The organism is Collimonas arenae (assembly GCF_000786695.1).
GTDB lineage: Bacteria > Pseudomonadota > Gammaproteobacteria > Burkholderiales > Burkholderiaceae_D > Collimonas > Collimonas arenae_A.
This window is the reverse complement of sequence record NZ_CP009962.1, coordinates 3,952,511-3,978,014: the sequence shown is the minus strand read 5'-3', so window position 1 is coordinate 3,978,014 and position 25,504 is coordinate 3,952,511. Positions and strand designations below refer to the sequence as shown.

The 25,504-nt window shown below is 56.4% G+C and carries 23 protein-coding genes; 13 read left to right on the top strand and 10 right to left on the bottom strand.

The genetic code is table 11. The features are described from left to right. Positions 1-49 precede the first annotated feature (49 nt). The 4 genes from LT85_RS17400 to LT85_RS17385 form a co-directional block, all read right to left on the bottom strand. On the bottom strand, positions 50-3,235 hold the full coding sequence (locus LT85_RS17400; RefSeq protein WP_038491265.1) for an efflux RND transporter permease subunit: 3,186 nt from the start codon (positions 3,233-3,235) through the stop codon (positions 50-52). Then, the gene (locus LT85_RS17395; protein WP_038491262.1) at positions 3,232-4,464 is read right to left on the bottom strand and encodes an efflux RND transporter periplasmic adaptor subunit; all 1,233 of its coding nucleotides are present in this window, start codon (positions 4,462-4,464) and stop codon (positions 3,232-3,234) included. The genes LT85_RS17400 and LT85_RS17395 overlap by 4 nt, the downstream gene beginning before the upstream one ends. Positions 4,465-4,481: 17 nt before the next feature. Continuing rightward, positions 4,482-5,999, bottom strand: coding sequence for an efflux transporter outer membrane subunit (locus tag LT85_RS17390; RefSeq protein ID WP_052135285.1), 1,518 nt, complete (start codon positions 5,997-5,999; stop codon positions 4,482-4,484). A 210-nt stretch (positions 6,000-6,209) separates the two neighbouring features. After that, a complete protein-coding gene (locus LT85_RS17385; RefSeq protein ID WP_038491259.1) occupies positions 6,210-7,637 on the bottom strand; it encodes an MFS transporter in 1,428 nt (475 codons plus the stop codon). A 268-nt stretch (positions 7,638-7,905) separates the two neighbouring features. On the opposite strand from LT85_RS17385, the gene LT85_RS17380 reads away from it, so the two are divergent. The 4 genes from LT85_RS17380 to ftsB all read left to right on the top strand — a co-directional run bounded on the left by LT85_RS17380 (position 7,906) and on the right by ftsB (position 12,294). Then, positions 7,906-9,555 (top strand): CTP synthase, encoded by a 1,650-nt coding sequence (locus tag LT85_RS17380; RefSeq protein ID WP_038491256.1) that lies wholly within the window; start codon positions 7,906-7,908, stop codon positions 9,553-9,555. 9 nt (positions 9,556-9,564) lie between these two features. Continuing rightward, on the top strand, positions 9,565-10,419 hold the full coding sequence (gene kdsA, locus LT85_RS17375; RefSeq protein ID WP_038491253.1) for a 3-deoxy-8-phosphooctulonate synthase: 855 nt from the start codon (positions 9,565-9,567) through the stop codon (positions 10,417-10,419). Between the two features lie 122 nt (positions 10,420-10,541). Then, the gene (gene eno / locus LT85_RS17370) at positions 10,542-11,825 is read left to right on the top strand and encodes a phosphopyruvate hydratase (RefSeq protein ID WP_038491250.1); all 1,284 of its coding nucleotides are present in this window, start codon (positions 10,542-10,544) and stop codon (positions 11,823-11,825) included. Positions 11,826-11,913: 88 nt separating this feature from the next. Beyond that, positions 11,914-12,294, top strand: coding sequence for a cell division protein FtsB (ftsB, locus tag LT85_RS17365; protein ID WP_038491247.1), 381 nt, complete (start codon positions 11,914-11,916; stop codon positions 12,292-12,294). A gap of 88 nt (positions 12,295-12,382) precedes the next feature. On the opposite strand, the gene hslO is transcribed toward ftsB, so the two are convergent. Beyond that, complete coding sequence (hslO, locus tag LT85_RS17360; protein WP_038491245.1) at positions 12,383-13,339, bottom strand: Hsp33 family molecular chaperone HslO; 957 nt, start codon at positions 13,337-13,339, stop codon at positions 12,383-12,385. A 47-nt stretch (positions 13,340-13,386) separates the two neighbouring features. Beyond that, on the bottom strand, positions 13,387-13,911 hold the full coding sequence (locus tag LT85_RS17355; RefSeq protein WP_038491242.1) for a gamma carbonic anhydrase family protein: 525 nt from the start codon (positions 13,909-13,911) through the stop codon (positions 13,387-13,389). A gap of 95 nt (positions 13,912-14,006) precedes the next feature. Here LT85_RS17355 and LT85_RS17350 point away from each other — a divergent pair, with 95 nt between their 5' ends. Continuing rightward, the gene (locus tag LT85_RS17350; protein ID WP_038491239.1) at positions 14,007-14,852 is read left to right on the top strand and encodes a ferritin-like domain-containing protein; all 846 of its coding nucleotides are present in this window, start codon (positions 14,007-14,009) and stop codon (positions 14,850-14,852) included. Positions 14,853-14,885: 33 nt separating this feature from the next. Here the strand turns inward: LT85_RS17350 and LT85_RS17345 are convergent, their stop codons facing one another. The 4 genes from LT85_RS17345 to LT85_RS17330 all read right to left on the bottom strand — a co-directional run bounded on the left by LT85_RS17345 (position 14,886) and on the right by LT85_RS17330 (position 17,189). Then, positions 14,886-15,383, bottom strand: a complete 498-nt coding sequence (locus tag LT85_RS17345) for an RDD family protein (protein ID WP_038491236.1) — start codon at positions 15,381-15,383, stop codon at positions 14,886-14,888. 65 nt (positions 15,384-15,448) lie between these two features. Next, the gene (locus LT85_RS17340; protein WP_052135283.1) at positions 15,449-16,180 is read right to left on the bottom strand and encodes a DUF3106 domain-containing protein; all 732 of its coding nucleotides are present in this window, start codon (positions 16,178-16,180) and stop codon (positions 15,449-15,451) included. After that, entirely contained in the window at positions 16,177-16,623 is a 447-nt protein-coding gene (locus LT85_RS17335) for a DUF3619 family protein (protein WP_038491233.1), read from the bottom strand. Before LT85_RS17335 ends, LT85_RS17340 begins: the two co-directional genes overlap by 4 nt. After that, entirely contained in the window at positions 16,620-17,189 is a 570-nt protein-coding gene (locus LT85_RS17330; RefSeq protein ID WP_038491230.1) for an RNA polymerase sigma factor, read from the bottom strand. Before LT85_RS17330 ends, LT85_RS17335 begins: the two co-directional genes overlap by 4 nt. Before the next feature lie 625 nt (positions 17,190-17,814). Between LT85_RS17330 and LT85_RS17325 the strand changes: the two genes are divergently transcribed. The 8 genes from LT85_RS17325 to pssA all read left to right on the top strand — a co-directional run bounded on the left by LT85_RS17325 (position 17,815) and on the right by pssA (position 25,468). Continuing rightward, the gene (locus LT85_RS17325; protein WP_038491228.1) at positions 17,815-19,542 is read left to right on the top strand and encodes an acetolactate synthase 3 catalytic subunit; all 1,728 of its coding nucleotides are present in this window, start codon (positions 17,815-17,817) and stop codon (positions 19,540-19,542) included. 2 nt (positions 19,543-19,544) lie between these two features. Next, positions 19,545-20,036: an acetolactate synthase small subunit gene (gene ilvN / locus LT85_RS17320; RefSeq protein ID WP_014005248.1), complete on the top strand. Its 492-nt coding sequence runs from the start codon at positions 19,545-19,547 to the stop codon at positions 20,034-20,036. Between the two features lie 70 nt (positions 20,037-20,106). After that, positions 20,107-21,123, top strand: a complete 1,017-nt coding sequence (gene ilvC, locus LT85_RS17315; RefSeq protein ID WP_038491226.1) for a ketol-acid reductoisomerase — start codon at positions 20,107-20,109, stop codon at positions 21,121-21,123. Positions 21,124-21,392: 269 nt separating this feature from the next. Beyond that, positions 21,393-22,346 carry an ion transporter gene (locus tag LT85_RS17310; protein ID WP_038491223.1) on the top strand — a complete coding sequence of 318 codons (954 nt, stop codon included), beginning with the start codon at positions 21,393-21,395 and terminating at the stop codon, positions 22,344-22,346. A gap of 165 nt (positions 22,347-22,511) precedes the next feature. Beyond that, positions 22,512-23,273 carry an SIMPL domain-containing protein gene (locus LT85_RS17305; protein ID WP_038491220.1) on the top strand — a complete coding sequence of 254 codons (762 nt, stop codon included), beginning with the start codon at positions 22,512-22,514 and terminating at the stop codon, positions 23,271-23,273. Then, positions 23,270-23,467 carry a hypothetical protein gene (locus LT85_RS17300; protein WP_038491217.1) on the top strand — a complete coding sequence of 66 codons (198 nt, stop codon included), beginning with the start codon at positions 23,270-23,272 and terminating at the stop codon, positions 23,465-23,467. Before LT85_RS17305 ends, LT85_RS17300 begins: the two co-directional genes overlap by 4 nt. Before the next feature lie 401 nt (positions 23,468-23,868). After that, the gene (locus tag LT85_RS17295) at positions 23,869-24,513 is read left to right on the top strand and encodes a phosphatidylserine decarboxylase (RefSeq protein WP_156117569.1); all 645 of its coding nucleotides are present in this window, start codon (positions 23,869-23,871) and stop codon (positions 24,511-24,513) included. A gap of 82 nt (positions 24,514-24,595) precedes the next feature. Then, positions 24,596-25,468 (top strand): CDP-diacylglycerol--serine O-phosphatidyltransferase, encoded by an 873-nt coding sequence (gene pssA, locus LT85_RS17290; protein ID WP_038491210.1) that lies wholly within the window; start codon positions 24,596-24,598, stop codon positions 25,466-25,468. Positions 25,469-25,504: the final 36 nt, after the last annotated feature.

The window sequence follows — 25,504 nt, the reverse complement described above, 5'->3', positions numbered from 1 at the left end:
ATGTACTAACGCCATACCGCCATGCAGGATCGGGAAATTTCTGTTTTGATTATTTCGAATCTATCACGACTGACGGGTTTGCAACCGTTGTTCCTGCCTTGCGCGCTGCCTTGAGCGCCCGCCGCGCTTCCTTGCGGCTCTCGTACCAGTAATGGGCGCGATCCAGATACAGATAGACCACGGGGGTTGAGAACAAGGTCAGCGCTTGCGACAGGATCAGACCACCTACCATGGCGTAGCCCAGCGGGCGCCGCAGTTCAGAACCGGCGCCGTGGCCCAGCATCAGCGGCAGGCCGCTCAACAGCGCGCACATGGTGGTCATCATGATCGGCCGGAAGCGCAGCAGGCAAGCCTGGTAAATCGCCTCTTCCGGCTTCATGCCGTGATCCCGTTCTGCGGTGAGCGCAAAGTCGACCATCATGATGCCGTTTTTCTTGACGATGCCGATCAGCAGGATGATGCCGATCAGCGCAATCACGGTGAGGTCATAACCGCCTGCCATCAGAATCAGCAGGGCGCCGACGCCGGCCGAAGGCAAGGTCGACAAGATCGTCAGCGGGTGGATATAGCTTTCATACAGCAAGCCCAGCACGATATATACCGCAACCAGGGCGGCAGCGATCAGGTAAGGCTGCGACGACAGCGAGTCGCCAAATGCCTTCGCCGTGCCCTGGAACGCACCGGTCAGGGTTGGCGGTATGCCCATGTCGTTTTGAGCCTTGTTGATCGCAGTGACTGCTTCGCCCAGCGCCACGCCCGGCGCCAGGTTGAAGGAAATCGTCACCGCCGGGAACTGGCCCTGATGACTGATCGACAGATACGAAGTCTTGTTGGTATCGACGGTGACGAAGGTCGACAACGGTACTTGCTGGCCCGTGACCGGTGAAGTCAGGTACAACTTGTTGAACAGGTCCGGATCTTGTTGCAGCTTGGGCGTCACTTCCAGGATCACGTGATAACTATTGATCTGCGTAAAATATTGGGCGACCTGGCGTTGGCCGATGGCGTCGTAGATCGTCGCATCGATCAGCGCCGGCGTGATGCCGAAACTGGAGGCGCGGGCACGGTCGATGGTCAGGCTGGCGGATGCCGCGGAATTTTGCTGGTCGGAGGCGACGTCGGTCAATTGCGGCAACTGGCGGAAGCGCGTCATCAGTTTCGGCGCCCAGACATTGAGTTCATCCAGGTTGGAGTCGGTCAAGGTGTACTGATACTGAGTCCGCGACAGACGGCCGCCGACGTTGATGTCCTGGCCCGCTTGCAGGAACAGGTTAACCCCCTGCACCTTGGCCAGTTGCGGCCGCAGGCGGGTAATCACTTCATCGGCGCTGGCAGTGCGTCCTTCGTCTTTTGGTTTCAAACTGATGAAGAAGTTACCGGTATTGAAGGTGTTCTGGCCGCCGCTCATGCCGAAGCCGGTAACGTCCGGATCCTTGCGTACGATATCTGCCAGCGCCAGCATGCGCTGATTCATCGAAGAAAACGATGAATCCTGGCCAGATTCGGCGAAGCCGTAAACGAAGCCGGTGTCTTGTTGCGGGAAGAAGCCTTTCGGGATCACGATAAACAGCGCCACTGTGGCTGCCATGGTGGCGAAGAACACCATCAGCGTGATGAATTGATGGCGCAGCACGACATGCAAGCCACGTTTGTAGGCGTTCAGCATCGCATCGAAACCGCGCTCGAACAGCTGGTACATGCGGCCATGCGATTCGGCGGAATGCGGCTTGAGGAAGCGCGAGCACAACATCGGCGTCAAGGTCAGTGAAATCACGACCGAGACAGCAATGGTCAGCGTCACGGTAATTGCAAATTCCCGGAACAGGCGGCCAACGATGCCCCCCATCAGCAGAAGCGGAATAAACACAGCCACCAGCGATACCGAAATCGAAATGATGGTGAAGCCAATTTCTCCTGCACCCTTGTACGCCGCTTCCATAGGCGACATGCCTTCTTCGACGTAGCGGTAAATGTTTTCCAGCATCACAATCGCATCGTCGACCACGAAGCCGACGGCGATGGTCAGCGCCATCAGGGAGAGGTTGTCGAGACTGAATCCCAGCAGATACATGACGCCGGCGGTGCCGAAAATAGCCAGCGGCACGGTGACGCTAGGGATCAAGGTCGCCGGGATATTGCGCAGGAAAATGAAAATCACCATTACGACCAGCGCGATGGTCAGCACCAGCGTGAACTCCACATCGGATACCGATGCGCGGATGGTCTGGGTGCGGTCGATCAGGGTATTGACTCTAACGGTAGGCGGGATAGCTGCTTGCAAGCGCGGCAGCGCGGCCTTGATACGATCCACGGTTTCGATCACGTTGGCGCCCGGTTGCTTGGTCACCGCCAGCACGATCGAGCGGCCGTTGATCACGGTATTGCCAGCTGGTGCGGCGGCGCCGGCGTAGGCCCAGCCGGCGACCTTGACGTTCTCCGGCGCATCAATTGCAACGCCGATGTCGCGCACGCGAATCGGCGCGCCGTTCTTATATGCCAGCACCATGTCGTTCCATGGTTCTGCGCTCAGCAACTGGTCATTGGTGTAGACAGTGAAGCTTTGTTTCGGACCGTCGACGGTGCCCTTGGGCTGGTTGACCGTCGTGTTCGCAATCACGCCACGGATATCTTCCAGGCTCATGCCCATCGCGCTCAACTTGGTAGGGTCGACCTGGATACGCACCGCCGGTTTTTGCACGCCACCGATATTGACCAGGCCAACGCCGGGAATCTGCGAAATCTGCTGTGCCAGGATGTTGTCGGCATAGTCATTCACCTGGATGATAGGCAATACATCCGATTGCACCGACATCACCAGGATCGGCGAATCTGCCGGATTGACCTTGCGGAAAGTTGGCGGACTCGGCAAGTTGGCCGGCAACTGGCCGCTGGCGGCGGTGATCGCCGCCTGCACATCCAGCGCGGCGGCGTCGATGCTGCGGTTGAGGTCAAACTGCAGGGTGATCTGCGTCGAGCCGAGCGAACTACTAGAGGTCATCTGCGACAGACCGGCAATCAGCGAGAACTGTCGTTCCAGTGGCTGCGCGACGCTAGACGCCATGGTTTCAGGGCTGCCGCCCGGTAAGTTGGCGGAGACTTGAATCGTCGGGAAATCGACTTGCGGCAACGGCGCGACCGGCAGTAAGGGCCAGACTGCTGCCCCCACCAGGAAAATCGCAATAGCGAGCAGCGTGGTGCCGATAGGACGCTTGATGAAGGCGGCAGAAATACTCACTTGCTTGCCCCCGTAATTGCAGTCGTTGTTGTGCCCGCAGTTGTACCTTTAGCGGCTGCGCTAGATGCGTTGCCGCTGCCTGCCGCGCTGGCGTTCTCTTTCACTTTAATGCCTGGTTTCAATTTGTACTGACCATCGACCACTACTCTTTGACCTGCGCTCAAACCTTTGTTGATGACTGCAATGCCGTCCTGGATATTGGCGACCTGAATCACCTGGTTTTGCGCGGTGCCGTCGGCGTTGATGACATAGGCGTAGGTACCATCCTGGCTGCGCTGTACCGCTGCAGCCGGCACGGTCAATGCCTGTTTGCGGTCGCCCAACACCAGACGTACATTGACGTATTGTCCCGGCCACAATACATGCGACGGGTTCTGGAAAATGCCTTTCAACTGCACCGTGCCGCTGGTGGTGTCGATCTGATTGTTCAGCAACGCCAGATTGCCCTGGGCCAGCATGGTGTCGCCATTGCGCGGGAAAGCTTGTACGCCGAGCGGTTTCTGGCTGCCATGCAGGGCGGTGTTGATGCTCTGGAAGCTTTCTTCCGGTAGTGTGAACACCACCGCGATCGGATCGATCTGATTAATGACCACCAGGCCATTGGTGTCGGTAGCATGGACAATATTGCCAGGGTCAACCAGGCGAGCGCCAACGCGGCCGCTGATCGGCGCAAGGATAGTGGTAAAGCTGAGTTGCACCTTGGCGTAGTTGATCTGGGCGTCGTCGGATTGCACCGCAGCTTGCAACTGGTTGACCAGCGCGTGCTGGGCGTCCAGCGTCTGTTGCGTGGCGGCGTCTTGCTGCACCAGCGTGGTATAGCGTTGCAGGTCCAGCTTGGCGTTTGCCAGCTGAGCCTGGTCCTTGGCTTTTTGCGCCACGGCCTGGGCCAGTTGCGCCTGCAAAGTGCGCGGATCGAGCTGCGCCAGCATCTGGCCGGCTTTGACATCCTGGCCCTCGACAAAACCCACCTTGTCCAATTGGCCGTCGATACGTGCCTTGACCGTCACGCTGGCATTCGAGGTAACGGTGCCGACTCCGGTCAGGTACATCGGCATATCCTGCTGTTTGACGGTGGTAGTGCTGACCGATACGGCGCTGGAAGAAGCGGCGGCAGGCGGCGCTGCTGCACCGGCCCTAGGACTCAGGGTCCAGCCGGCGGCGCCGATCAGGACCAGTATCGCGGCGGAAATCAGCAGCGTCGAACGGGTTTTGGAAAGTGTGGTGGTCATGATGTCGGCTCGAAAAATTAATTGGCGGTATTGTTGTTTTTTGCTGGCGCGGCACTGTCAGTCTGGGCCGTGCTCAACTGCGAGGTCGGTTGCGTGGAGAGCTGAGAAGCATCCCAGCCGCCGCCGACTGCTTTGATCAGCGCGACACTTGCTACCAGCTGGCGTCCCAGCAATTGCACCAGGGTGCGTTCATTGCTCAGCGAAAGGGTTTGTGCAGTGACCACCGTCAGGTAGGTTGCAGTACCGGCCCGGTACTGGCTCAAGGCCAGCTGTTCCGCCAGTTGCGAGGCTTTCACGGCTTGGCTTTGTACGGTCGTTTCCTGGTCCAGTACGTTCAGCGTCGCCAGGTTGTCCTCGACTTCCTGGAAGCCGCCCAATACGGTTTGCTTGTATTGCGCTACCGCGGCATCATAGGCCGCCACTGCCTGCGCCGTATGCGCGCGGCGCAGGCCGCCATCGAAAATCGTCTCAGCCAGCACCGCTCCCAGCGACCAGACCCGGCTTGGCGTATTGAACCATTGGGCCAGGCTGCTGCTGTTGAAGCCGCCGCTGGCGCTCAATGTCAAGGCGGGGAAATAAGCTGCCTTGGCGACGCCGATATTGGCGTTTGCCACCGCGACATTGCGTTCAGCATTGGCAATATCCGGCCGCCGTTCCAGCAGGTCCGACGGCAGGCCGGCTGGAATCGCCGGCAAGCTTGCTTGTATCTTGGCTGCCATTTGCGGATCCGCGGACGCTGCCGCCAGTGAAAATCCGGCCGGCGCTTTGCCGGTCAGGATAGCGATGGCGTGTTCCAGCTGGCTGCGTTGCGCCTGCAGATCGATGGCTTGCGCTTCTGCGGTCTTCAACTGGCTTTCCGCCAGCGCTACGTCGGAGCGCAGCGCTACGCCGACTGCATACTGGCTTTGCGTCAGTTGCAACGAGCGGGCGTAGGCGGCAGTGGTGCGCGCATATAAATCTTTCAGCAGATCGGTAATGCGCAATTGCAGATAGTCTTGCGCCAGCGTGGCCTGGATACTGAGGCGCGCAGCCGCCAGATTGGCTGCGCTGGCCTGGGTGCCGGCATTGCCCGCTTCGACAGCACGCCGCACGCTGCCCCAGACATCAGGCTCCCAACTGCCTTGCACGCCGGTCGTATAGCTATCGCCAAGATTTGGGCCATTGGTGTTGGTCTGGGCGCGGCCGGTTCCGGCACTGATGCCGATAGTCGGCCAGAAGCCAGCGCGAGCGGCATCGGCCGCAGCGCGCGCCTGGCGATATTGCGCTTCGGCCTGGGCGATGTTCTGGTTGGCCTGGTTGGCTTGCTGCATCAACGTGTTCAGCGTGCTGTCGCCATACACTTCCCACCAGTTATGGTTACTGTCGATCTGCTTGGGTTCGGCCTGCTTCCATGGTCCGCTTTCTTTGTAGTGGGTGGGGACATCCATGGCGGGGCGCACATAATCGGGGCCTACGGCGCATCCGGCCAGCGCCAGCGCGATCGCAGCAGCCAGGATGGTACTGGAGAGTTTTCTTGGGGAGGAGGAGAAATTCATGAGTCTGATTAAGCTGGCGTTCGGAACATTGAATGGAATGTCCGGGCGGCAGGTGGCGACAAATGAACTATGGATAAGCTAGCAACAAGCTAAAACGAGCATTCGCGCCGCGCGCAGCATCGGGCAGTATTTGCAACCACTTTAAATCTTGCTGCAGTACGTGATGCTGTCGCTAATATGACAATTCTGTCAGTTTGGCTTTTTATTTCTCTACACGGAAGCTTCTGACACTCTTCCGTGGCGGATACGCAATGCGCTGATGATGGTTGCAAGCAAAGTTGCGCTGGCGGCAAGCCATAACGATAGGTGCACTGCGCTGGCGTCCATATGGGCAGTGTCGGCGTTAGCCTGGGCAATGCTGGTGGCCGCCAACACCACGGCAACCAGCGCTGCGCCTAAAGACTGGCCGAAAGTGCGGGCAATGGCCAGTACGCCGGAGGCGGTGCCGCTACGGGTGCGAGGCGCATTGCTCAGCATTTCGCGATTATTCGGACTCTGGAAGAAGCCGAAGCCGAGTCCGCAAACGAAGGCGCGCCACAAAATATCCGGGATCGAAGCGTGTTCGCCGAGGCAGGCCAGTAGCATCAGGCCGATCGTCAGCACCAGCAAGCCGCAAGTTGACAGCAATGCGGCTGAGTATCGGTCGGCAAGGCGGCCTGCAATCGGTGCTGTGATGGCGATTGCGACCGGCCATGGGGTGAATAGTGCGGCGGAAAGTAGGGGGCTGAAGCCGTAGGCCCCCTGGAACAAGAATGGCAACGCAATAAAGGCAATTCCCTGGCCAACGAAAGAGCAGAGTGAAGTGGCGACCGCCATCGAAAAGCGCTGTGATGCAAAAATATCAAGCGGCAACAGCGGTGCGACATATTTTCGTTGTCGAATGATAAATAAAATAGTCGATGCCGCTGCCGTCCCGCCTAATAACAACTCTTTGTCCCAGCTATCGTGACGCGATAAGCCGTCCACCGCCATGACAAAGGTGCCAAGGGCGATCGCCGACAACAGGGCGCCAGTGGCGTCGAATTTGCCGCCGCGGCCGGGATTGCGCGGCAATACGCGCTGCGCTAGCAATAAGGTGACTATCCCGATCGGTACATTGACGGCGAATAGCCATGGCCAGTTCAGTACTGACAACATCAGGCCGCCGATGGCTGGCCCGGCGGCGGTGGATGACGCTACTACCAGCGCGTTGATGCCGAGCGCCGTGCCTAGCAGGCGGGTCGGGAATATGTTGCGGTAGAGCGCCGGCCCGATGCTCATGGCGGCAGCGCCGCCCAAACCTTGCAAGAATCGCATGCCATTCAATATGGCCAGCGATGGCGATAACGCGCAACCGAGCGAAGCCAGGGTGAACACCAGGATGCCGCTCATGTAGAGACGCCGGAAGCCAAATACTTCGCCGATCGAGGCAAAGGCCACCATGGTCATGGCGCCGGCCAGGATGTAGGCATTCGCGATCCAGACCGCGGCTGCCGGATCTACATGCAAGCTGCGCGCAATCATCGGCAGCGCGACGTTGACGATAGAGCCGTCCAGTACGGTCATGCTGGTGCCGAGGATCATGACGATAATCGCTACCCGCCTGGTTGCTCCAGGCAGGCCGTCATCTTCTGGCATATCGCCGAACAGCTGGCTCATGCGGCGAGGCCGCGCAACATGGTCGCAAGGCTTGTAGGGAGGGAAAGCGAAATAGGCACGTTCAGCTAGGCGGTGGAGGATGTGTCGGAAGGCGTGAACCGGAGCCGTGAATTATTACATGAAGCGCAATTTTATGCAGATAACCGCAGAGCCGCTTGCCACCGTCTTACAACATAAGGCATTATTTTTACAATCACTCGCGGCCGACCGGAGCGCGGTTTGATGTATAATTCGAATTTCCCGCATGTGCCGTTCGGCACCTTCTGTAATGACTAAGTTTGTATTTGTTACCGGTGGCGTTGTCTCATCCCTTGGTAAAGGGATTGCAGCCGCCTCACTCGCCGCGATTTTAGAATCACGCGGCCTTAAAGTCACCCTTCTTAAACTCGATCCGTATATTAACGTCGATCCAGGCACCATGAGCCCGTTCCAGCACGGCGAAGTGTTTGTGACCGACGATGGCGCAGAGACCGATCTCGATCTCGGCCACTATGAGCGCTTCATTACGGCCAAGATGAAGAAGGTAAATAACTTCACTACCGGCCAGATCTACGAATCGGTGATTCGCAAGGAACGCCGTGGCGAGTACCTCGGCAAGACGGTACAGGTTATTCCGCACATCACCAACGAAATCCAGGATTACATCTACCGTGGCGCCGAAGGTTTCGACGTCGCGCTGGTGGAAATCGGCGGTACTGTGGGCGACATCGAATCCCTGCCGTTCCTCGAGGCGGCGCGCCAGCTGAGCCTGCGCGCAGGCCGCAAGGCGGCGGCTTTCGTCCACCTGACTCTGGTGCCTTACCTGGTATCGGCCGGTGAACTGAAGACCAAGCCGACCCAGCACAGCGTACAAAAACTGCGTGAAATCGGTATTTCTCCGGATGCGCTGCTGTGTCGTGCCGACCGTCCGATTCCCGATGACGAACGCGCCAAGATTTCCCTGTTCTCGAATGTCCAGGGCGATGCCGTCATTTCGGTATGGGATGCCGACACCATCTACAAGATTCCGCAAATGCTGCACGATCAGGGGTTGGACGCGATTGTCTGCGAAAAACTGGGCCTGTCGCCGAAACCTGCGGACCTCTCGGTCTGGACCAAGCTGGTGCACGCACTGGAAAATCCAACCTACGAAGTCACCATCGGCATGGTCGGCAAGTATGTCGACCTGACCGAATCCTACAAGTCGTTGACGGAAGCCTTGCGTCACGCCGGTATCCATACCGGCAGCCGGGTCAACATCGAATACCTGGACTCGGAAGAAATCGAAGCGACCGGTACTGGTCCGCTGGCCAAGTACGATGCAATTCTGGTACCCGGCGGTTTCGGCAAGCGCGGCGTGGAAGGCAAGATTGCCGCGGCCCGTTTCGCTCGCGAACACAAGATTCCTTACCTCGGTATCTGCCTCGGCATGCAAGTTGCGCTGCTAGAATATGCGCGTAACAAGGCAGGCCTGCCGCACGCCAATTCGACCGAATTCGATGCGCAAACCGACCAGCCAGTCGTGGCCTTGATCACTGAATGGCAGAATCATGACGGCAAGGTGGAGTTGCGCGATGTTAACTCCGATCTGGGTGGCACCATGCGCCTGGGCGCGCAGACCTGCGATATCAAGCCGGATACCTTAGCTTCCGAGATCTACGGCCCGACCGTGACCGAACGCCATCGTCATCGTTACGAAGCCAACAACCATTACCTGGAGCGGATTGAAGCTGCCGGTCTGGTGGTGTCGGCCCGTACCCCGACTGAAGACTTGTGTGAAATCATGGAATTGCCGCGCACTGGCGAGAATGCTCATCCTTGGTATGTCGGCGTCCAGTATCACCCGGAATTCAAATCGACTCCGCGCGATGGCCATCCCTTGTTCATTTCGTTCATCAAGGCTGCGCTGGCGCACAAGCAAGCCAACACTGCGGCTTAAGGAAAAAGCATGAAACTTTGTGGCTTTGACATTGGTCTGGATCAGCCGTTTTTCCTGATCGCCGGTCCGTGCGTGATCGAATCGCGCCAGATGGCGCTGGATACCGCCGGCAAACTGAAAGAGATCACCAGCGAGCTGGGCATCAATTTCATTTACAAATCGTCTTTCGATAAGGCTAACCGTTCGTCCGGCGCGTCGTTCCGCGGTCTCGGCATGGACAAGGGGCTGGAGATCCTGGCCGAAGTCAAAGCGCAAATCGGCGTGCCGGTGCTGACCGATATTCATGAAATTGATGAAATCAAGCCGGTGGCAGCAGTGGTCGACGTTTTACAGACGCCGGCTTTCCTGTGCCGCCAGACCGATTTCATCAATGCTTGCGCGCAGTCCGGCAAGCCGGTGAATATCAAGAAGGGCCAGTTCCTGGCGCCGCACGACATGATCAACGTCATCGCCAAAGCGCGCGCTGCTGCACGCGAAGCTGGCTTGCCGGAAGATAATTTCATGGCTTGCGAACGTGGTGCATCGTTCGGCTACAACAACCTGGTATCCGACATGCGCTCACTGGCGATCATGCGCGAAACCGGTTGCCCGGTGGTGTTCGATGCCACTCACTCGGTACAATTGCCGGGCGGCCAGGGCAGCACCTCCGGCGGCCAGCGCGAATTCGTGCCGGTATTGGCGCGCGCAGCGATTGCAGTCGGCGTGTCAGGTGTGTTCATGGAAACCCATCCGAATCCGGCCGAAGCCAAATCGGATGGCCCGAACGCGGTGCCGCTGGGACGCATCAAAGAATTGTTGTCGACCATGATAGACCTGGACCGGGTCGTCAAAAAGAATGGCTTTATCGAAAGCAATTTCGGTTGATTGCTTGAGGCTGGACGAGGATGACTATATGGCTGCCGCTATACCAGGATGCGGCGCCGCATGAACCTTGTCCCCGCAAATGGTTTTAATATCTCGAATATTTTTATCTGATAGGGAAATACATGAGTGCAATCGTTGACATCATTGGCCGTGAAATTATTGATTCACGCGGTAATCCGACAGTAGAGTGCGATGTCTTGCTGGAATCCGGCGTGATGGGCCGTGCGGCGGTGCCGTCCGGCGCTTCGACCGGTTCGCGCGAAGCGATTGAACTGCGCGACGGCGACAAAAGCCGTTACGGCGGCAAGGGTGTGCTGAAGGCTTGCGAGCATATCAACACTGAAATCTCCGAAGCCATCATGGGCCTGGACGCCAGCGAACAAGCATTCCTGGACCGTACCCTGATCGACCTCGACGGTACTGAAAACAAGAGCCGCCTGGGCGCCAACGCCATGTTGGCGGTGTCGATGGCGGTGGCCAAGGCTGCGGCTGAAGAAGCCGGCCTGCCGCTGTATCGCTATTTCGGCGGTAGCGGCGCGATGCAAATGCCTGTGCCGATGATGAACGTCATCAACGGCGGCGAACATGCCGACAACAACCTGGATATCCAGGAATTCATGATCATCCCGGTCGGCGCACCTAGTTTCCGTGAAGCGCTGCGTTACGGCGCGGAAGTCTTCCACGCGCTGAAGAAAATTTTGCACGACAAAGGCCTGGCGACTTCGGTTGGTGATGAAGGCGGTTTTGCACCATCGCTGGCCAGCCATGAAGAAGCGCTGAAGCTGATCATCCAGGCAATCGAAGCCGCAGGCTACGAGCCAGGTACGCAAATCGCCCTCGGCCTGGATTGCGCTGCGAGCGAATTCTACAAGGACGGCAGCTACGTCCTGGCAGGCGAAAACATGACCCTGACCGGCGCGCAGTTCACCGGCCTGCTGGCATCGTGGTGCGATAAGTATCCGATCATCAGCATCGAAGACGGCATGGCGGAAAACGACTGGGACGGCTGGAAGCTGTTGACCGAAACACTGGGCAAGAAAATCCAGCTGGTGGGCGACGACCTGTTCGTCACCAACACCAAGATCCTGAAAGAAGGCATCGATAAGGATATCGCCAATTCGATCCTGATCAAGATTAACCAGATCGGTACTTTGACCGAAACTTTCGCTGCGATTGAAATGGCCAAGCGCGCCGGTTACACCGCAGTGATCTCGCACCGTTCGGGCGAGACGGAAGATTCGACCATCGCCGATATCGCGGTTGGCATGAATGCCCTGCAGATCAAGACCGGCTCATTGTCGCGTTCGGACCGCATGGCGAAGTACAACCAGCTGCTGCGTATCGAAGAGGATCTGGGCGATATCGCCAGCTATCCTGGCCGTGACGCGTTCTATAATCTGAAGTAAATGACTGGCAGGGTAATTGATCGTTATGCGATGAATTACCCTGAATTCCATTGACTGGCAGGAAGTTTCAAGTAATCCCATACAATCGATGCGCCTAATTGCAATTTGCCTGACTCTCCTTCTGTTGCTTGTCCAGTATCCGCTCTGGCTAGGCAAGGGCGGTTGGCTGCGCGTCTGGGATATGGATCAGCAGGTACATACTGCACACGACAAGGTCGCCGAATTAAAGGCTCGCAACGCCAAGCTGGATTCGGAAGTCCATGATTTGAAAGAGGGTACCGGCGCAGTTGAAGAACGTGCGCGGACTGAGTTGGGCATGATCAAGCAGGATGAGATTTTTATCCAGATTCTCGATCCAAACGGTAATCCGGCCGATGCGCCGGCACCGCCGAATCCAGAACTGACTGCCGTGGAGAAAACGGTGGCGGTTGCAGTGCCGGAGGAACGGGCCAAGAAACCGCAACATTGATTCGTCCAATTTCTACAGGACAAAAGAAACAATAATTGCCTGGAACTACGGCGCGCCATTATGTAGAAATAATGGCGCGCCGTTTGTTTTAGTGCTTGCTGGTCCCAGTAGGCAGTAGCGCTTCGACCGGAGCTTCGGTGGCAAACAGGTGGGCGCAATCGACTTTGTCGAATTCATAATGCTGGCCACAGAAATCACAATCCACGGACAGCTTGCCTAAATCGGCCAGAGCCTCCTCGATTTCAGGCTCCCCCAGCATTTTCAGCATATTGCCGACTTTTTCACGCGAGCAGTTGCACTGGAAACTAGGTTGCTGCGGTTCGAAAACACGAATGCTTTCCTCCCAGAAGAGGCGCCGCATCAGCGTTTGGATATCGGTCGCCAGCATTTCTTTCGGTTGCAAAGTGCCGCCCAGCGCCATGAAACGATTCCAGGTTTCCATATCATCGTTAACCGGTGCATCGATGCCGCCATGATTCGGCAATTTCTGCAGCAGCAAGCCACGGGCAACCTTGTCGTCCGCCGCCAGCCACAGCTTGGTATCCAGCTGCTCCGAGCGCAGCATGTAGTTCTCTATGACGGTCGCAATACTGTCGCCATCCAGCGGAACGATACCCTGATACGGCTTCTGGCCGGGCATCTTGTCCTGCGGGTCGAGCGTGATCGCGAAGCGTCCCTGGCCATTCAGGTTGACCAGCTGCGACATGCCTGCGTCGTCATCGATCACGGCGTCGGGAGCGAGTTTGGCCGTAGCACGCATGCGAAGTTGCGAATCGCACTCGGCCACCAGCAGGCGGATCGGGCCATCGCCGTGAATTTGCATGACGATGACGCCGTTGAACTTCAGGTTGGCCGACATGAGTGCCGCCGCAGCCATCATTTCCCCCAGTAGCACGGTGACAGGCTTCGGATAGTGATGATGTGTCAACACCTGTTGCCAGGTAGTCGACAATTCCACCAGTTCGCCACGCACCGCCGCATTTTCCACCATGAATTTCTGCAGCGAGTCGTTATCGCCAGTTTCCGCTATCTTTGTTACGTCCATATCGTTATCCACTTATTTTCTGTTTATTGCCTGCCAATTATTTGCGATCAGCCGATTTGCTTGAGCCTGGCCTTGTATTCCTGCCCGCGTTCGATGTAGTGTGCGGCGTTGCCTGCAAGGGCGGCGACATCCTGCTCGCTTAAGGTGCGCACCACTTTGGCAGGCGAACCAATTATCAGCGAATTGTCGGGGAACTCCTTGCCTTCGGTGACCAGCGCACCGGCTCCGACCAGGCAATTCTTGCCGATCTTGGCGCCATTCAGTATCACTGCCTGGATACCGATCAGGGCGCCGTCGCCGATGGTGCATCCATGCAGCATTGCTTGATGGCCGATGGTGACGTTCTTGCCTATCATCAACGGAAAACCCATGTCGGTATGCAATGTGCTGCTTTCTTGCACATTGCTGCCCTGGCTGACAGTGATCAATTCATTGTCACCGCGAATCGTGACGCCGAACCAGACGCTGGCGTCGGCTTCGACCCTGACCTTGCCGATCAGGTTGGCGGATGGCGCAATATAAGCTGACGGCGCGATGTCGGGGGCATGTTCACCCAATTGGTAGATGGCCATAAATCTCCGTAAAATGCTGGATGCCGTTAATCAATGTCTGTAAATATGTCCATATTCCGATTTTTCAACCTTGCCGCCATTTTACCGCTGTCAACATGAACCATTCGTCTGATTCTCGCTTTGCAGCAGATAGCGCGGTCAAGGCCGAGCTGCGTTCGGTCGCCTTGCAATGCCTGTGCGAGGCCGATGTTGCAACTAAAGTCGCCGCGGTTGAAGCGATGGCCGCGGCATGGAGCGCTGGCGACATGACGCTTGACGCCGATGTCATGCTGACTGCCGTCGCCAGCATACCCGGACGTCCGCCGCAACCGTCGCTGGTGCCGCCGCGCGAAGTCGAGCATCGTTCCATGGCTTCGGTAGAAGGGCGTGCCGCTATGATTCACGCACTGGCGCATATCGAATTCAACGCCATCAACCTGGCGCTGGACGCCATCTGGCGATTTGGCGGCATGCCGCCTGATTATTATGCCGACTGGCTGCGTGTGGCAAAGGAAGAATCTTATCATTTTTGCCTTTTGGCAACGCATTTGAGCACTCTGGGCTTCGCCTATGGCGATTTCTCTGCGCATAACAGCTTGTGGGAGCTGACGGAAAAAACCAGTCACGACATCGTGGCCAGGATGGCGCTGGTGCCGCGCATGATGGAAGCACGCGGGCTGGATGCGTCGCCGCGTACTCGCGCCAAGCTGGCGCAGGCCGGGGACGAGCCGGCAGCGGCGATCATCGACATTATCTTAGGCGATGAGATCGGCCATGTAGCGATCGGCAATCGCTGGTATGGCTGGCTTTGCCAAGAGCGGCAACTGGAGCCGCTGGCGACATTTGCCGCTTTGGCAGTGCAATACAAGGCGCCGATATTGCGCGGTCCGTTCAATCTGGAGGCTAGGAGAGCGGCTGGCTTTTCAGAGCAGGAGTTGCTGGCATTGCAGCAGGAGATATAAAAAAGCCGCTTCAATCAGCGGCTTGATAACGGCTTAGTGATACCACTTATGCTTGCCGGCTGGAGTGGTGATTTCCGCCATGTTGACCAGCTTGGTGCCGGCGATCCTGTCGTGCAGGAACTGGCGTTGGGGATCGAGATAAATCGTCATGGACCAGAGAATGAAATTGGCCATCGGCACCCAGACCAGCATCCAGGCATGCGCGCCAAGCGCCCAGGCCAAGGCAAGTCCCGGCAAAAACCAGCACCAGCTAAGAAGAAAGCGCAGCACTGCGCGGCCAGCCTTGACCGTACTGCCGTCGCGGTTGACCAGGCGGATGCGCCAAGTTTTCATGGCCAGGGTTTGGCCGCCATGGCTCCAGCACCAGACAAAATACGCTGTCAGCACCAGGAACAGCCAAGCCTGCTGAGCGTGGCGCAGATAAAGGGCACTGCGTTGCTGTAGCAGGGTAGAAAAAATCCACCCCGAAATAAACAAAATGCCAAATAACAGCATCGATTCATACATGATGCTGCCAAACCGGCGTTTCAATGAGGGCGTTTGTTGCTCAATAGAAGTTTTACTGGCGACGGGCGACGCGGAATGATTCAAAATGCTTATTTCGCGGTGGACGCTGGCGCAGGTGTCGGCACAGGCGCAGGCGGCGTGACGGATATCGCAGTTGCCGCAGCCGGTGCGATCACTGCAGTTTGTTCCGCATTTTTCTGCGACGCTGGCTGGGCTGGTGCCGTCAGCTTGTGTTTGATCGATGCGGCAGGTGGCAGAGTGGTTACCCGTTTATGTCGTGGCGTGGCCTGTTCGGCCAGTTCTTTCTTTTGTTCTTCGGATAATTGCTGATATTGCTGCCAGCGCAATGCTCTTTGCTCGGTATCCAGTTTGTTGGCGCGTGCATAATTTTCACGGGCGATACGGCGTTGTTCCGGGGTCAGGGTGACCCAACCGCGCATCCTGGCTTGAAGCCTTTCCTGTTCGGCAGGAGTCATCTTGACGTAGCGGCCACTGATCTCGAGCCATTTCTTGCGCGTGGACGGTTTCAGATTGTCCCAATCCGGCGCCAGCGGCTCCAGGATATGCTGTTGCAATGCCGTCAGCTCCACCCAATTGGGTGCGGCGGCATTGCCAGCCACCTTGGTCATCTTGGGCGCTTTGAGGGGGAGCTCACTGATGTCGGCAGCATGGGACGGTGCAGCCGGTCCGAGCACTGCCAGTACAGCGCCACCGCTGATCAGCAAAGCAAATGCGGCACCGATCAAACGCCTGGCGCCGCCATTCTGTTTGCTCGCTGTCGCCTTGCGTTCAGCCGGATTCGAATAGGTGGTCAGGGTCATTGCTCTTGCTGAGTCGTGTCTTGTTGTGGTTCTTGCTGTTGCGCAAGATAAGCGCTAAAGCCGCGGTCGAGATAGGCCGAAGGCGGTAATTCATCAGATAACACGGCGGCATCGATATCGGCAGCAGCCGCAATCCGGTGTTGCTGTTCGAATTGATACAGGCCCGACAACAATATCGCGCCAACCAGTATTGGCGCAGCGACGCCGATACGGGTCAGCCAGGACAGGCGGTGGTTAAAGAAGTTACCCGCGAAATTACCAGCATGGCCGGCGAGCACGCCCTGGCGCACCAACACCCGCGTCGGCGCGTCTTTTTTCTTGCGCGCAAGCGCAGCCTTGCGTGCAGCAGCCAGGCGGTCGACGGCCGGCGTCGGCAAGCTGTCCAGGTTTTCATTCAGTGCGTGCCGCACCTTGAAAGCGAAGTTGATTTCTTTAGTGTTCATAAGCTGATTCCTTTGGCCTTGAGCGATAGCGCCAGAGTGTGCGTTGCGCGAGAGCAGTGCGTCTTTACGCTGCCTTCCGAGCATCCCATTGCGGCCGCGGTCTCGGCAACATCCATGTCCTCCCAATAACGCATCAGGAAGGCTTCCCGTTGACGCGCCGGGAGCTTCTGTACTTCCTGATCGATCATATTAAGAATTTGCTCACGCTCAAGCTTACTGGCGCTGGATTCCGTGGCTTGCGAATCTTCCGGCGATTCGAAAGTTTCCAGGACGTCGTAGTCTTCGTCGTCGGCATTGTTATGCCCCATGCTGGAAAACAGGCTGACCCAGGTATTGCGTACTTTTTCCCTGCGGAAATAGTCATGGATTGTGTTTTGCAGGATGCGCTGGAACAGCATCGGCAGTTCTGCAGCCGGTTTGTCGCCATATTTTTCCGCCAGTTTGATCATGGCGTCCTGGACGATGTCCAGCGCAGACTCATCCTTGCGGACAGCGTAAACCGCCTGCTTGAAAGCCCGGCGTTCGACGTTTTCAAGAAAGTCGGAAAGTTCTTTATCTGTGGCCATGCTTTGCGGCGGATTCGGTCATTAACTGGCTACTGCTTTGGTTCAAGATACTGCCTTGCCGCCGGTATACGGCGACGCCTGGAATAAACCCCCGGCGCAGGCTCGTTTATGCTAGCCGTCCTTGGCCTCTGCCTGAAATCTGTTTTTACCATTGCCTTGATAAACAATGGCTTAGGATTAATTTCGAGACTGGCCGAATCCTAGCAAAAAAGGCGGGTGTTGTGGGCAAAACTACAGCAAAAGACATGATTTAAAGCGGATTTCATGCAATTTGGCTTGACCGAATTGAAACTACGGATTATGGTAGCTATCCACTTCAGCATCCTGGAGTGCAACCATAGTCTTTTCGCTGACGACTCAAGATGTTGTTCAACGGAAGGCATGCTACATATTTGTAAGCTGTTTGCTCTAACCCGTGCCACAAGCGCGAGAATCAGGTAACAGCGTAAGCAGGAAATTCGGCTGAACGAGTAGCGTTTAGCGCCATTTTGAATCGTATCTACGGCTACGCAACGGAATGACGTGATCGCACAAAGAAGGGACGCCGTAGCACTGATACGCTTCGCCATTTCGTCAGGAAAGAGCATCCGATCAATTTCCAATGGACCTTGAAAGGATCTAGTAAATGAGCAAAGACACAAACTTGCCTGTCACCGGCGCGGAAATTCTCGTGCGCTGCCTGGCGGAAGAGGGAGTCGAACACGTGTTCGGTTATCCCGGTGGTGCCGTGCTGTACATCTACGACGCCATTTTCCAGCAAGAAAAATTCCAGCATATCCTGGTACGACATGAGCAAGCTGCGATTCACGCAGCCGATGCCTATTCTCGCAGCTCGAACAAGGTTGGCGTGGCAATCGTCACGTCCGGTCCCGGCGTCACCAATGCGGTGACCGGCCTGGCCACGGCCTATATGGACTCGATCCCGATGGTGGTGATTTCGGGTCAGGTGCCGTCCTATGCGATCGGCGAAGATGCGTTCCAGGAATGCGACACAGTCGGTATTACACGCCCTTGCGTCAAGCACAACTTCCTGGTCAAGGACGTCAAGGATTTGGCGGCGACCATCAAGAAAGCGTTTTTTATCGCCAGCACCGGCCGTCCCGGCCCAGTGCTGGTGGATATCCCAAAAGACATCACCATGCACCGGCACGTCTTCGAGTATCCGAAGGAAGTCGAGATGCGTTCGTACAAGCCGGTGGACAAGGGCCATTCAGGCCAGATCCGCAAGGCCGTACAACTGTTGCTGACTGCTGAACGTCCGATGATCTACGCCGGCGGCGGCGTGATCCTGGCGAATGCTGCGCCAGAGCTCAACAAGCTGGTTGATCGCCTGGGTTACCCATGCACCAACACTTTGATGGGTCTCGGCGGTTACCGTTCGTCCAGCGACAAATTTGTCGGCATGCCAGGCATGCACGGCACCTACGAAGCCAACATGGCGATGCAGAACAGTGACGTGCTGATCGCCATCGGCGCTCGTTTCGATGACCGCGTGATCGGCAATCCGAAGAATTTCACTTCAGTGTCGCGCAAGATCATCCATATCGACATCGATCCATCGTCGATTTCCAAGCGCGTCAAGGTCGATATTCCTATCGTTGGCAACGTCAAGGATGTGCTGCAGGAATTGCTGGCGCAGCTGGATGCGGCCGAAGCACGGCAAAACACAGCGGCCTTGTCCAACTGGTGGAAGCAGATCGAGGAATGGCGCGGCCGCGATTGCCTCAAATTTACCGATTCGAAAGAAGTCATCAAGCCGCAGTCCGTGGTGCAGAAAGTATGGCAGATCACCGATGGCGATGCGTTCATCACCTCGGATGTCGGCCAGCACCAGATGTGGGCGGCGCAGTACTATGGCTTCGACAAGCCGCGTCGCTGGATCAATTCCGGCGGCCTGGGCACCATGGGTGTCGGCTTGCCGTATGCGATGGGCGTGCAGATGGCCAATCCGGGTGCAACCGTGGCCTGCATCACCGGCGAAGCATCGATCCAGATGTGTATCCAGGAACTCGCCACCTGCAAGCAATATCATTTGACGCCCAAGATCATTTTGCTGAATAACCGCTTCCTCGGCATGGTCCGTCAGTGGCAGCAGATCGACTACGGTTCGCGCTACTCCGAGTCCTACATGGATTCGCTGCCGGACTTCACCAAGCTGGCAGAATCGTTCGGCCACGTCGGCATGAAGATCGAGAATCCGGCCGACGTCGACGGCGCGTTGAAAGAGGCATTCGGCATGAAGGACAGGCTGGTATTCATGAATTTCATTACGGATCAAACCGAAAACGTCTGGCCGATGGTCAAGGCGGGCAAGGGCTTGACTGAAATGCTGCTCGGTTCGGAGGATCTGTAATCATGCGCCATATCGTTTCTGTACTGCTGGAAAATGAAGCCGGCGCGCTGTCGCGCGTGGTCGGTCTGTTTTCGGCCCGTGGCTACAACATCGAGACATTGACGGTCGCACCGACCGAAGATGCGACCTTGTCACGCATGACCATCGTGACAAGCGGTTCGGATGACGTGATCGAACAGATCACCAAGCATTTGAACCGTCTGATTGAAGTCGTCAAAGTGGTCGACCTGACCGAAGGCGCTCATATCGAACGCGAACTGATGCTGATCAAGGTGCGCGCCGTCGGCAAGGAACGCGAGGAAATGAAGCGTACCGCGGATATTTTCCGTGGCCGCATCATTGACGTCACCGACAAGTCCTATACCCTGGAACTGACAGGCAACAAAGGCAAGCTGGACGCGTTTATCGATTCGATCGACCGTGCAGCGATCCTGGAAACCGTCCGTACCGGCGGCTCTGGCATCGGTCGCGGCGAGCGCATTCTCAAAGTTTAAGAACAAGACAGAACAATGCGCTGAGATGTCTCGGCGCATATCAAATCAAATTACATATATAGGATTAAAAATGAAAGTTTTCTACGACAAAGACAGCGACCTCTCCCTGATCAAAGGCAAGAATGTTGCCATCATCGGTTACGGTTCCCAAGGCCACGCACACGCGCAAAACCTGAATGACTCGGGCGTGAAAGTTACTGTCGGCCTGCGTAAAGGCGGCGCATCGTGGGACAAGGCGAAGAACGCCGGTTTGAACGTGGCTGAAGTCAACGACGCAGTGAAAGCTGCTGACGTCATCATGATCTTGCTGCCTGACGAAAACATCGCCCAGGTTTATGCAGAAAATGTCGCTCCGTTCGCCAAGCAAGGCGCAACCCTGGCATTCGCCCACGGTTTCAACGTGCATTACGGTCAAGTCGTGCCGCGTGCCGACCTCGACGTCATCATGATCGCCCCTAAAGCGCCAGGCCACACTGTCCGCGCAACCTACACCCAAGGCGGCGGTGTACCGCACCTGATCGCCGTTTACCAAGACAAATCCGGCAGCGCCCGTGACATCGCTTTGTCGTACGCAACCGCCAACGGCGGCGGCCGTGCCGGCATTATCGAAACCAACTTCCGTGAAGAAACCGAAACCGACCTGTTCGGCGAACAAGCGGTTCTGTGCGGCGGTGCGGTTGAGTTGATCAAGGCCGGTTTCGAAACACTGGTGGAAGCCGGCTACGCGCCGGAAATGGCTTACTTTGAGTGCCTGCATGAGTTGAAACTGATCGTCGATTTGATCTATGAAGGCGGCATCGCCAACATGAACTACTCGATCTCCAACAATGCGGAATACGGCGAGTATGTCACCGGCCCACGCATCGTTACCGAAGCCACCAAGGACGCAATGCGCCAATGCCTGAAAGACATCCAGACCGGCGAATACGCGAAGAGCTTCATCCTGGAAAACAAGGCTGGCGCGCCAACCTTGATTTCCCGTCGCCGCATCACTGCTGAACACCAGATCGAGCAAGTTGGTGAGCAACTGCGTGGAATGATGCCTTGGATCAAAAAGAACAAAATGGTTGACCAGTCGAAGAACTAATCAGAGCTTTATTGATTAACCATCGGGCATCACGCAACAAGCGCTTGTAGGCGCTTGCTGGGCAGGACGGCGCAAAGCAGTGCTTTGCGAAACCCCGTCCAGCCTGCCTTGGATTAAGAAAAACAAGATGGTTGATCAATCCAAAAATTGATTAAATCTTTCTTGATTTGATGAAAAGGACGGCATTGCCGTCCTTTTTTACTTTCTTGACCCACAATCGTTCATTGTTTAGATTGTGGCGTTGGTAATTGGGTGATTTTCTAGGGAATATGGTAACTAACACTATAGGCAGCAGGTTCGGCAAACCTGATCGCGGTTGGCGCGAGCGGCTCTACACGATCATTTTCGAAGCGGATACTAGAGCAGGAAGGCGTTTCGACACCGCTTTGCTGATCATCATCGTGCTGAGCGTGGCGACGGTGATCATCGATAGCGTCGGCACCGTGCGCGCACGTGATTTCCTGGTGTTGAATGCGCTTGAGTGGCTGTTCACGATTTTGTTCACGATCGAATACGTAGTGCGTCTGTTGTGTGTCAAGCGGCCTTTGCGTTATGCCTTGAGTCTGTTCGGCGTCATCGACCTGCTATCGATTCTGCCAACCTACCTGGCATTTTTGCTGCCTGAATTCCATTTCCTGATCGATGTCCGGCTGCTGCGCATGTTGCGTGTATTCCGTGTGATGAAGCTACCGCGCTATTTCGACGAATCGCAGGTCTTGTGGCAGGCGCTGCGCAACAGCCGCCACAAGATTCTGGTGTTTCTTGGCGCGGTGCTGATCATGAGCGTGATCCTGGGCACCATCATGTACGTGATCGAAGGGCCGGAAAACGGCTTCACCAGCATCCCGGTCGGCATGTACTGGTCGATTGTGACCTTGACCACCACCGGTTACGGCGACATCCATCCGAAAACGCCGGTGGGCCAGTTGATCACATCCTGCGCCATGCTGATGGGCTACGGCATTATCGCCTTGCCGACCGGGATCGTCGGTGTGGAACTGGCGATGACCATGATGAAGGGCACGCCGACCACCCGCACCTGCGCTCATTGCCTGACCGAGGGGCATGAAGCGGATTCGCTGTTTTGCAAACATTGCGGCGAGAAATTGGAACCCTATCAATACGATGCGGTTGCTGCAGGCATGGACACTTCCGATAATCTGGCGGAGTTCAAGAGTCGCATGGGGCGCAATGCGCGCGGCGTTCCCCCTGAAAAAAAATAATTGCTGCCTGGTTGCCACTAGTTTTTTCTGTATTGCAATTGATTCTGACAACAGGCAACATTGTCATCGAACTAAATTGACAGAATATAATCGAAGGGTGGTCTGTAAATTAACAGCTTTTGGGGCGCACTTCGAGTAGCGCTCCATTTTTTCTTGGAGAAGAATATGTCGCGATCACGCAAATTGATGTTGTCATCCCTGTTTGCCGCCACCGGTTTCGCCGCCCAGGCGCAAGCCCTGCCGCCGACCAGCGGCACTCTGGTGATAGTGCCTGCCTTCGGCGAAGTCAAGCACACCAACGATCAGGTCAGGATCACCTTCAACGTGGAAGAGCAAGACAAGGATAAGGCCGCCGCAGCATCCCGCGTCAACGTCAAGATGAAGCAGGGTACCGACATCCTGAAACGCCAGGATCCGCAGGCGATTCTGCAAACGCGTGGCTACTATACGTATCCCGTCTATCCGGAAGACCAGCCGCAGCCACGCGGCAGCGCCAACAAGCCACGCCAGCCAACCGGCTGGCGCGTCGGACAGTATCTGGACGCCACCACCACCAATCTCAACAATCTGCCGAAGACAGTGGCGGCAGTGCAAAGCGTGCTGGGCCTGAACGGCTTGTACTTCGGCTTGAGCGACGCTACCAGCAAAAAACTGGATGACCAGCGTATCGCTGCGACTTATCAGAACCTGACTGAGCGGATCACATCGATCGCCCACGCCATGGGGCGCAATCCCGCAGATGCCGTGCTGGATACAGTTGATTTCGAAGGTTCCGGTAACTATGCACAGGATTCTTCGCCGGCACCCAAGGCAATGATGATGCGTGCAGCCTCCATGGCTGAAGCTGCCCCGGTAGAAGAGCCTAGCTTCGAGCCAGGCGAAACCACCTTGAACATGCGCGTGGTTGGCAAAGTTCGCTTCAAATGATGCGCTCTTCCGTTTTTTGCCTGAGTCTGGCCGCCGGCGCTGTACTAGCGCTGGCCGGCTGTAAACCTTCGGCCCCGCCGCCGCAGATATTCAAAACCCAGACGGATGCGCTGGAAAAGGCAAAAGGGGTGGAGAAGCAGTTGCAGGATGCCCAAGACAGAAACCGGGCGGCGGAAGAAGAGCAGGAGAAATAAGCGAAAGTCCGGGTTGTTGTCTGCCAAGTGTGTACAGGTCGGGTTACACATGCGAACCCGACCATGTTTTAGCAAGAAACCTCTGATTTCTTGTTGTATTGCAAATATATCTCTGACTATATTTATCTACGTCAATAAAATCGAGCGAGAAGCTTGGTCTTTTTATACAATGCCCAAGATCATCTAGTATCATGCTGACGGTCTGCGGCGTTGATTTATTTCTTACCGCGTATCTTGATCATCAAGCGGCACAGCGGCTGGCGGTTTGGCCTTGAGCATGCAGTAATCGCCATGCAGCAGGTTACATTTATTTCCCGCTCGACTAGAATAGCCACGCTCTCAGTTCCGTCATGTATCAATCCGCTAATGTATCAATCCACTAATTCTCAAAATAATCCGGAGTGCAGTTGAATAATTACCCCCATCCTATTATCGCCCGCGAGGGTTGGCCGTTTTTGGGCATCACCTTTGCGGTCGCACTGCTGGTCACGTTTTTTTCCGTGGCATGGTCACTGCCATTCTGGATTATTGCTTTATTCGTATTGCAATTCTTTCGCGATCCGGGCCGCGTGATTCCGCAAAATCCTGCTGCTGTGCTGTCGCCTGCGGATGGCCGGATCGTGGTTGTTGAAAAAACCATGGATCCTTACGCCAATCGCGAAGCCCTGAAGATCAGCGTTTTCATGAATGTGTTCAACGTCCATTCGAATCGCGCACCGGTCGACGGCAAGATTGAAAAAGTACAATATTTCGCGGGGAAGTTCGTCAATGCCGATCTGGACAAAGCATCGGTGGAAAATGAACGTAATGCCTTGGTGATTACCGCCGACAATGGCCAGACTGTGACGTGCGTCCAGGTCGCCGGCCTGATTGCGCGCCGTATCCTGTGCTACGTCAAGGCCGCCGATGTCTTGACGCGCGGTCAGCGCTACGGCTTCATTCGCTTCGGTTCGCGCGTGGACGTGTACCTGCCGCTGACCGCCACCCCGAAGGTTGCAGTCGGCGACAAAGTGTCCGCCACCGAAACTATCCTGGCCGAGTTCTAAAAGACACGGCGGAAAGTTGATGTTTGCAACATTGTTTGTACAGTCGTTGTTTGTAATTAGAGTTGATTGAAACGGAACTTACATGGCCACATTCAAGCGCCGTAAAGCGAAGAGTAACGTCGCACAGTTCCCCAAGGCGCTGCGCCCGTACAAAACCGCCGAGCGCAGCGAATACCTGAATGAAGAAGATATCCACCCGCCGGTACGCCGGCGGCGCGGCATCTATCTGTTGCCGAATGCCTTCACCACAGCAGCATTGTTCTGTGGTTTCTATGCCATCGTAATGGCGATGAACCTGCGCTTCGACCAGGCATCCATCGCGATTTTCGCGGCGATGGTGCTGGATAGCCTCGATGGCCGCGTAGCACGGCTGACCAATACCCAGAGTGAATTCGGCGCGCAGTATGACAGTCTCTCCGATATGGTGTCGTTTGGCGCCGCGCCGGCGCTGGTGGTCTATGAGTGGTCCTTGCGTGGGATGGGCAAGCTAGGCTGGCTGGCGGCTTTCGTGTATTGCGCTGGCGGCGCCTTGCGCCTGGCGCGCTTCAACACCAATATTGCGGTGGTCGACAAACGTTACTTCCAGGGGTTGCCCAGCCCGGCTGCGGCAGCGTTGGTGGCAGGCTTTGTATGGCTGATGGACGATCTCGGATTCCAGGGTACATCCCTGAGCTGGGCAGCCTGGGCGATCACCTTGTACGCCGGCCTGACAATGGTCAGCAACGTGCCTTTCTACAGCTTCAAGGATATCAATCTGCGCAAGCCGATGCCGTTCATTGCCGCATTCCTGGTGGTGCTGGCGCTGGTGGCGATTTTCAGCGATCCGTCAAAGGTATTGTTCGGCCTGTTCGTGCTGTATGGTTTGTCGGGGTTCGGCGTGTATTTCTGGCGCTGGTTCAAAGGCAAGCCAGTCAGTATCGTGCAAACGGAACTTGAGCACGACGATAAGGACTAAGCGATAGAAGCCAGTGCTTGGTCATGCCAGTGAAAT

Excerpts from the sequence above, each read along its gene's own strand:
- LT85_RS17395 (WP_038491262.1), bottom strand. The coding sequence starts at position 4,464 with ATGACCACCACACTTTCCAAAACCCGTTCGACGCTGCTGATTTCCGCC.
- LT85_RS17390 (WP_052135285.1), bottom strand. The coding sequence starts at position 5,999 with ATGAATTTCTCCTCCTCCCCAAGAAAACTCTCCAGTACCATCCTGGCT.
- LT85_RS17385 (WP_038491259.1), bottom strand. The coding sequence starts at position 7,637 with ATGAGCCAGCTGTTCGGCGATATGCCAGAAGATGACGGCCTGCCTGGA.
- LT85_RS17380 (WP_038491256.1), top strand. The coding sequence starts at position 7,906 with ATGACTAAGTTTGTATTTGTTACCGGTGGCGTTGTCTCATCCCTTGGT.
- kdsA (WP_038491253.1), top strand. The coding sequence starts at position 9,565 with ATGAAACTTTGTGGCTTTGACATTGGTCTGGATCAGCCGTTTTTCCTG.
- eno (WP_038491250.1), top strand. The coding sequence starts at position 10,542 with ATGAGTGCAATCGTTGACATCATTGGCCGTGAAATTATTGATTCACGC.
- ftsB (WP_038491247.1), top strand. The coding sequence starts at position 11,914 with ATGCGCCTAATTGCAATTTGCCTGACTCTCCTTCTGTTGCTTGTCCAG.
- hslO (WP_038491245.1), bottom strand. The coding sequence starts at position 13,339 with ATGGACGTAACAAAGATAGCGGAAACTGGCGATAACGACTCGCTGCAG.
- LT85_RS17355 (WP_038491242.1), bottom strand. The coding sequence starts at position 13,911 with ATGGCCATCTACCAATTGGGTGAACATGCCCCCGACATCGCGCCGTCA.
- LT85_RS17350 (WP_038491239.1), top strand. The coding sequence starts at position 14,007 with ATGAACCATTCGTCTGATTCTCGCTTTGCAGCAGATAGCGCGGTCAAG.
- LT85_RS17340 (WP_052135283.1), bottom strand. The coding sequence starts at position 16,180 with ATGACCCTGACCACCTATTCGAATCCGGCTGAACGCAAGGCGACAGCG.
- LT85_RS17335 (WP_038491233.1), bottom strand. The coding sequence starts at position 16,623 with ATGAACACTAAAGAAATCAACTTCGCTTTCAAGGTGCGGCACGCACTG.
- LT85_RS17330 (WP_038491230.1), bottom strand. The coding sequence starts at position 17,189 with ATGGCCACAGATAAAGAACTTTCCGACTTTCTTGAAAACGTCGAACGC.
- LT85_RS17325 (WP_038491228.1), top strand. The coding sequence starts at position 17,815 with ATGAGCAAAGACACAAACTTGCCTGTCACCGGCGCGGAAATTCTCGTG.
- ilvN (WP_014005248.1), top strand. The coding sequence starts at position 19,545 with ATGCGCCATATCGTTTCTGTACTGCTGGAAAATGAAGCCGGCGCGCTG.
- ilvC (WP_038491226.1), top strand. The coding sequence starts at position 20,107 with ATGAAAGTTTTCTACGACAAAGACAGCGACCTCTCCCTGATCAAAGGC.
- LT85_RS17310 (WP_038491223.1), top strand. The coding sequence starts at position 21,393 with ATGGTAACTAACACTATAGGCAGCAGGTTCGGCAAACCTGATCGCGGT.
- LT85_RS17305 (WP_038491220.1), top strand. The coding sequence starts at position 22,512 with ATGTCGCGATCACGCAAATTGATGTTGTCATCCCTGTTTGCCGCCACC.
- LT85_RS17300 (WP_038491217.1), top strand. The coding sequence starts at position 23,270 with ATGATGCGCTCTTCCGTTTTTTGCCTGAGTCTGGCCGCCGGCGCTGTA.
- pssA (WP_038491210.1), top strand. The coding sequence starts at position 24,596 with ATGGCCACATTCAAGCGCCGTAAAGCGAAGAGTAACGTCGCACAGTTC.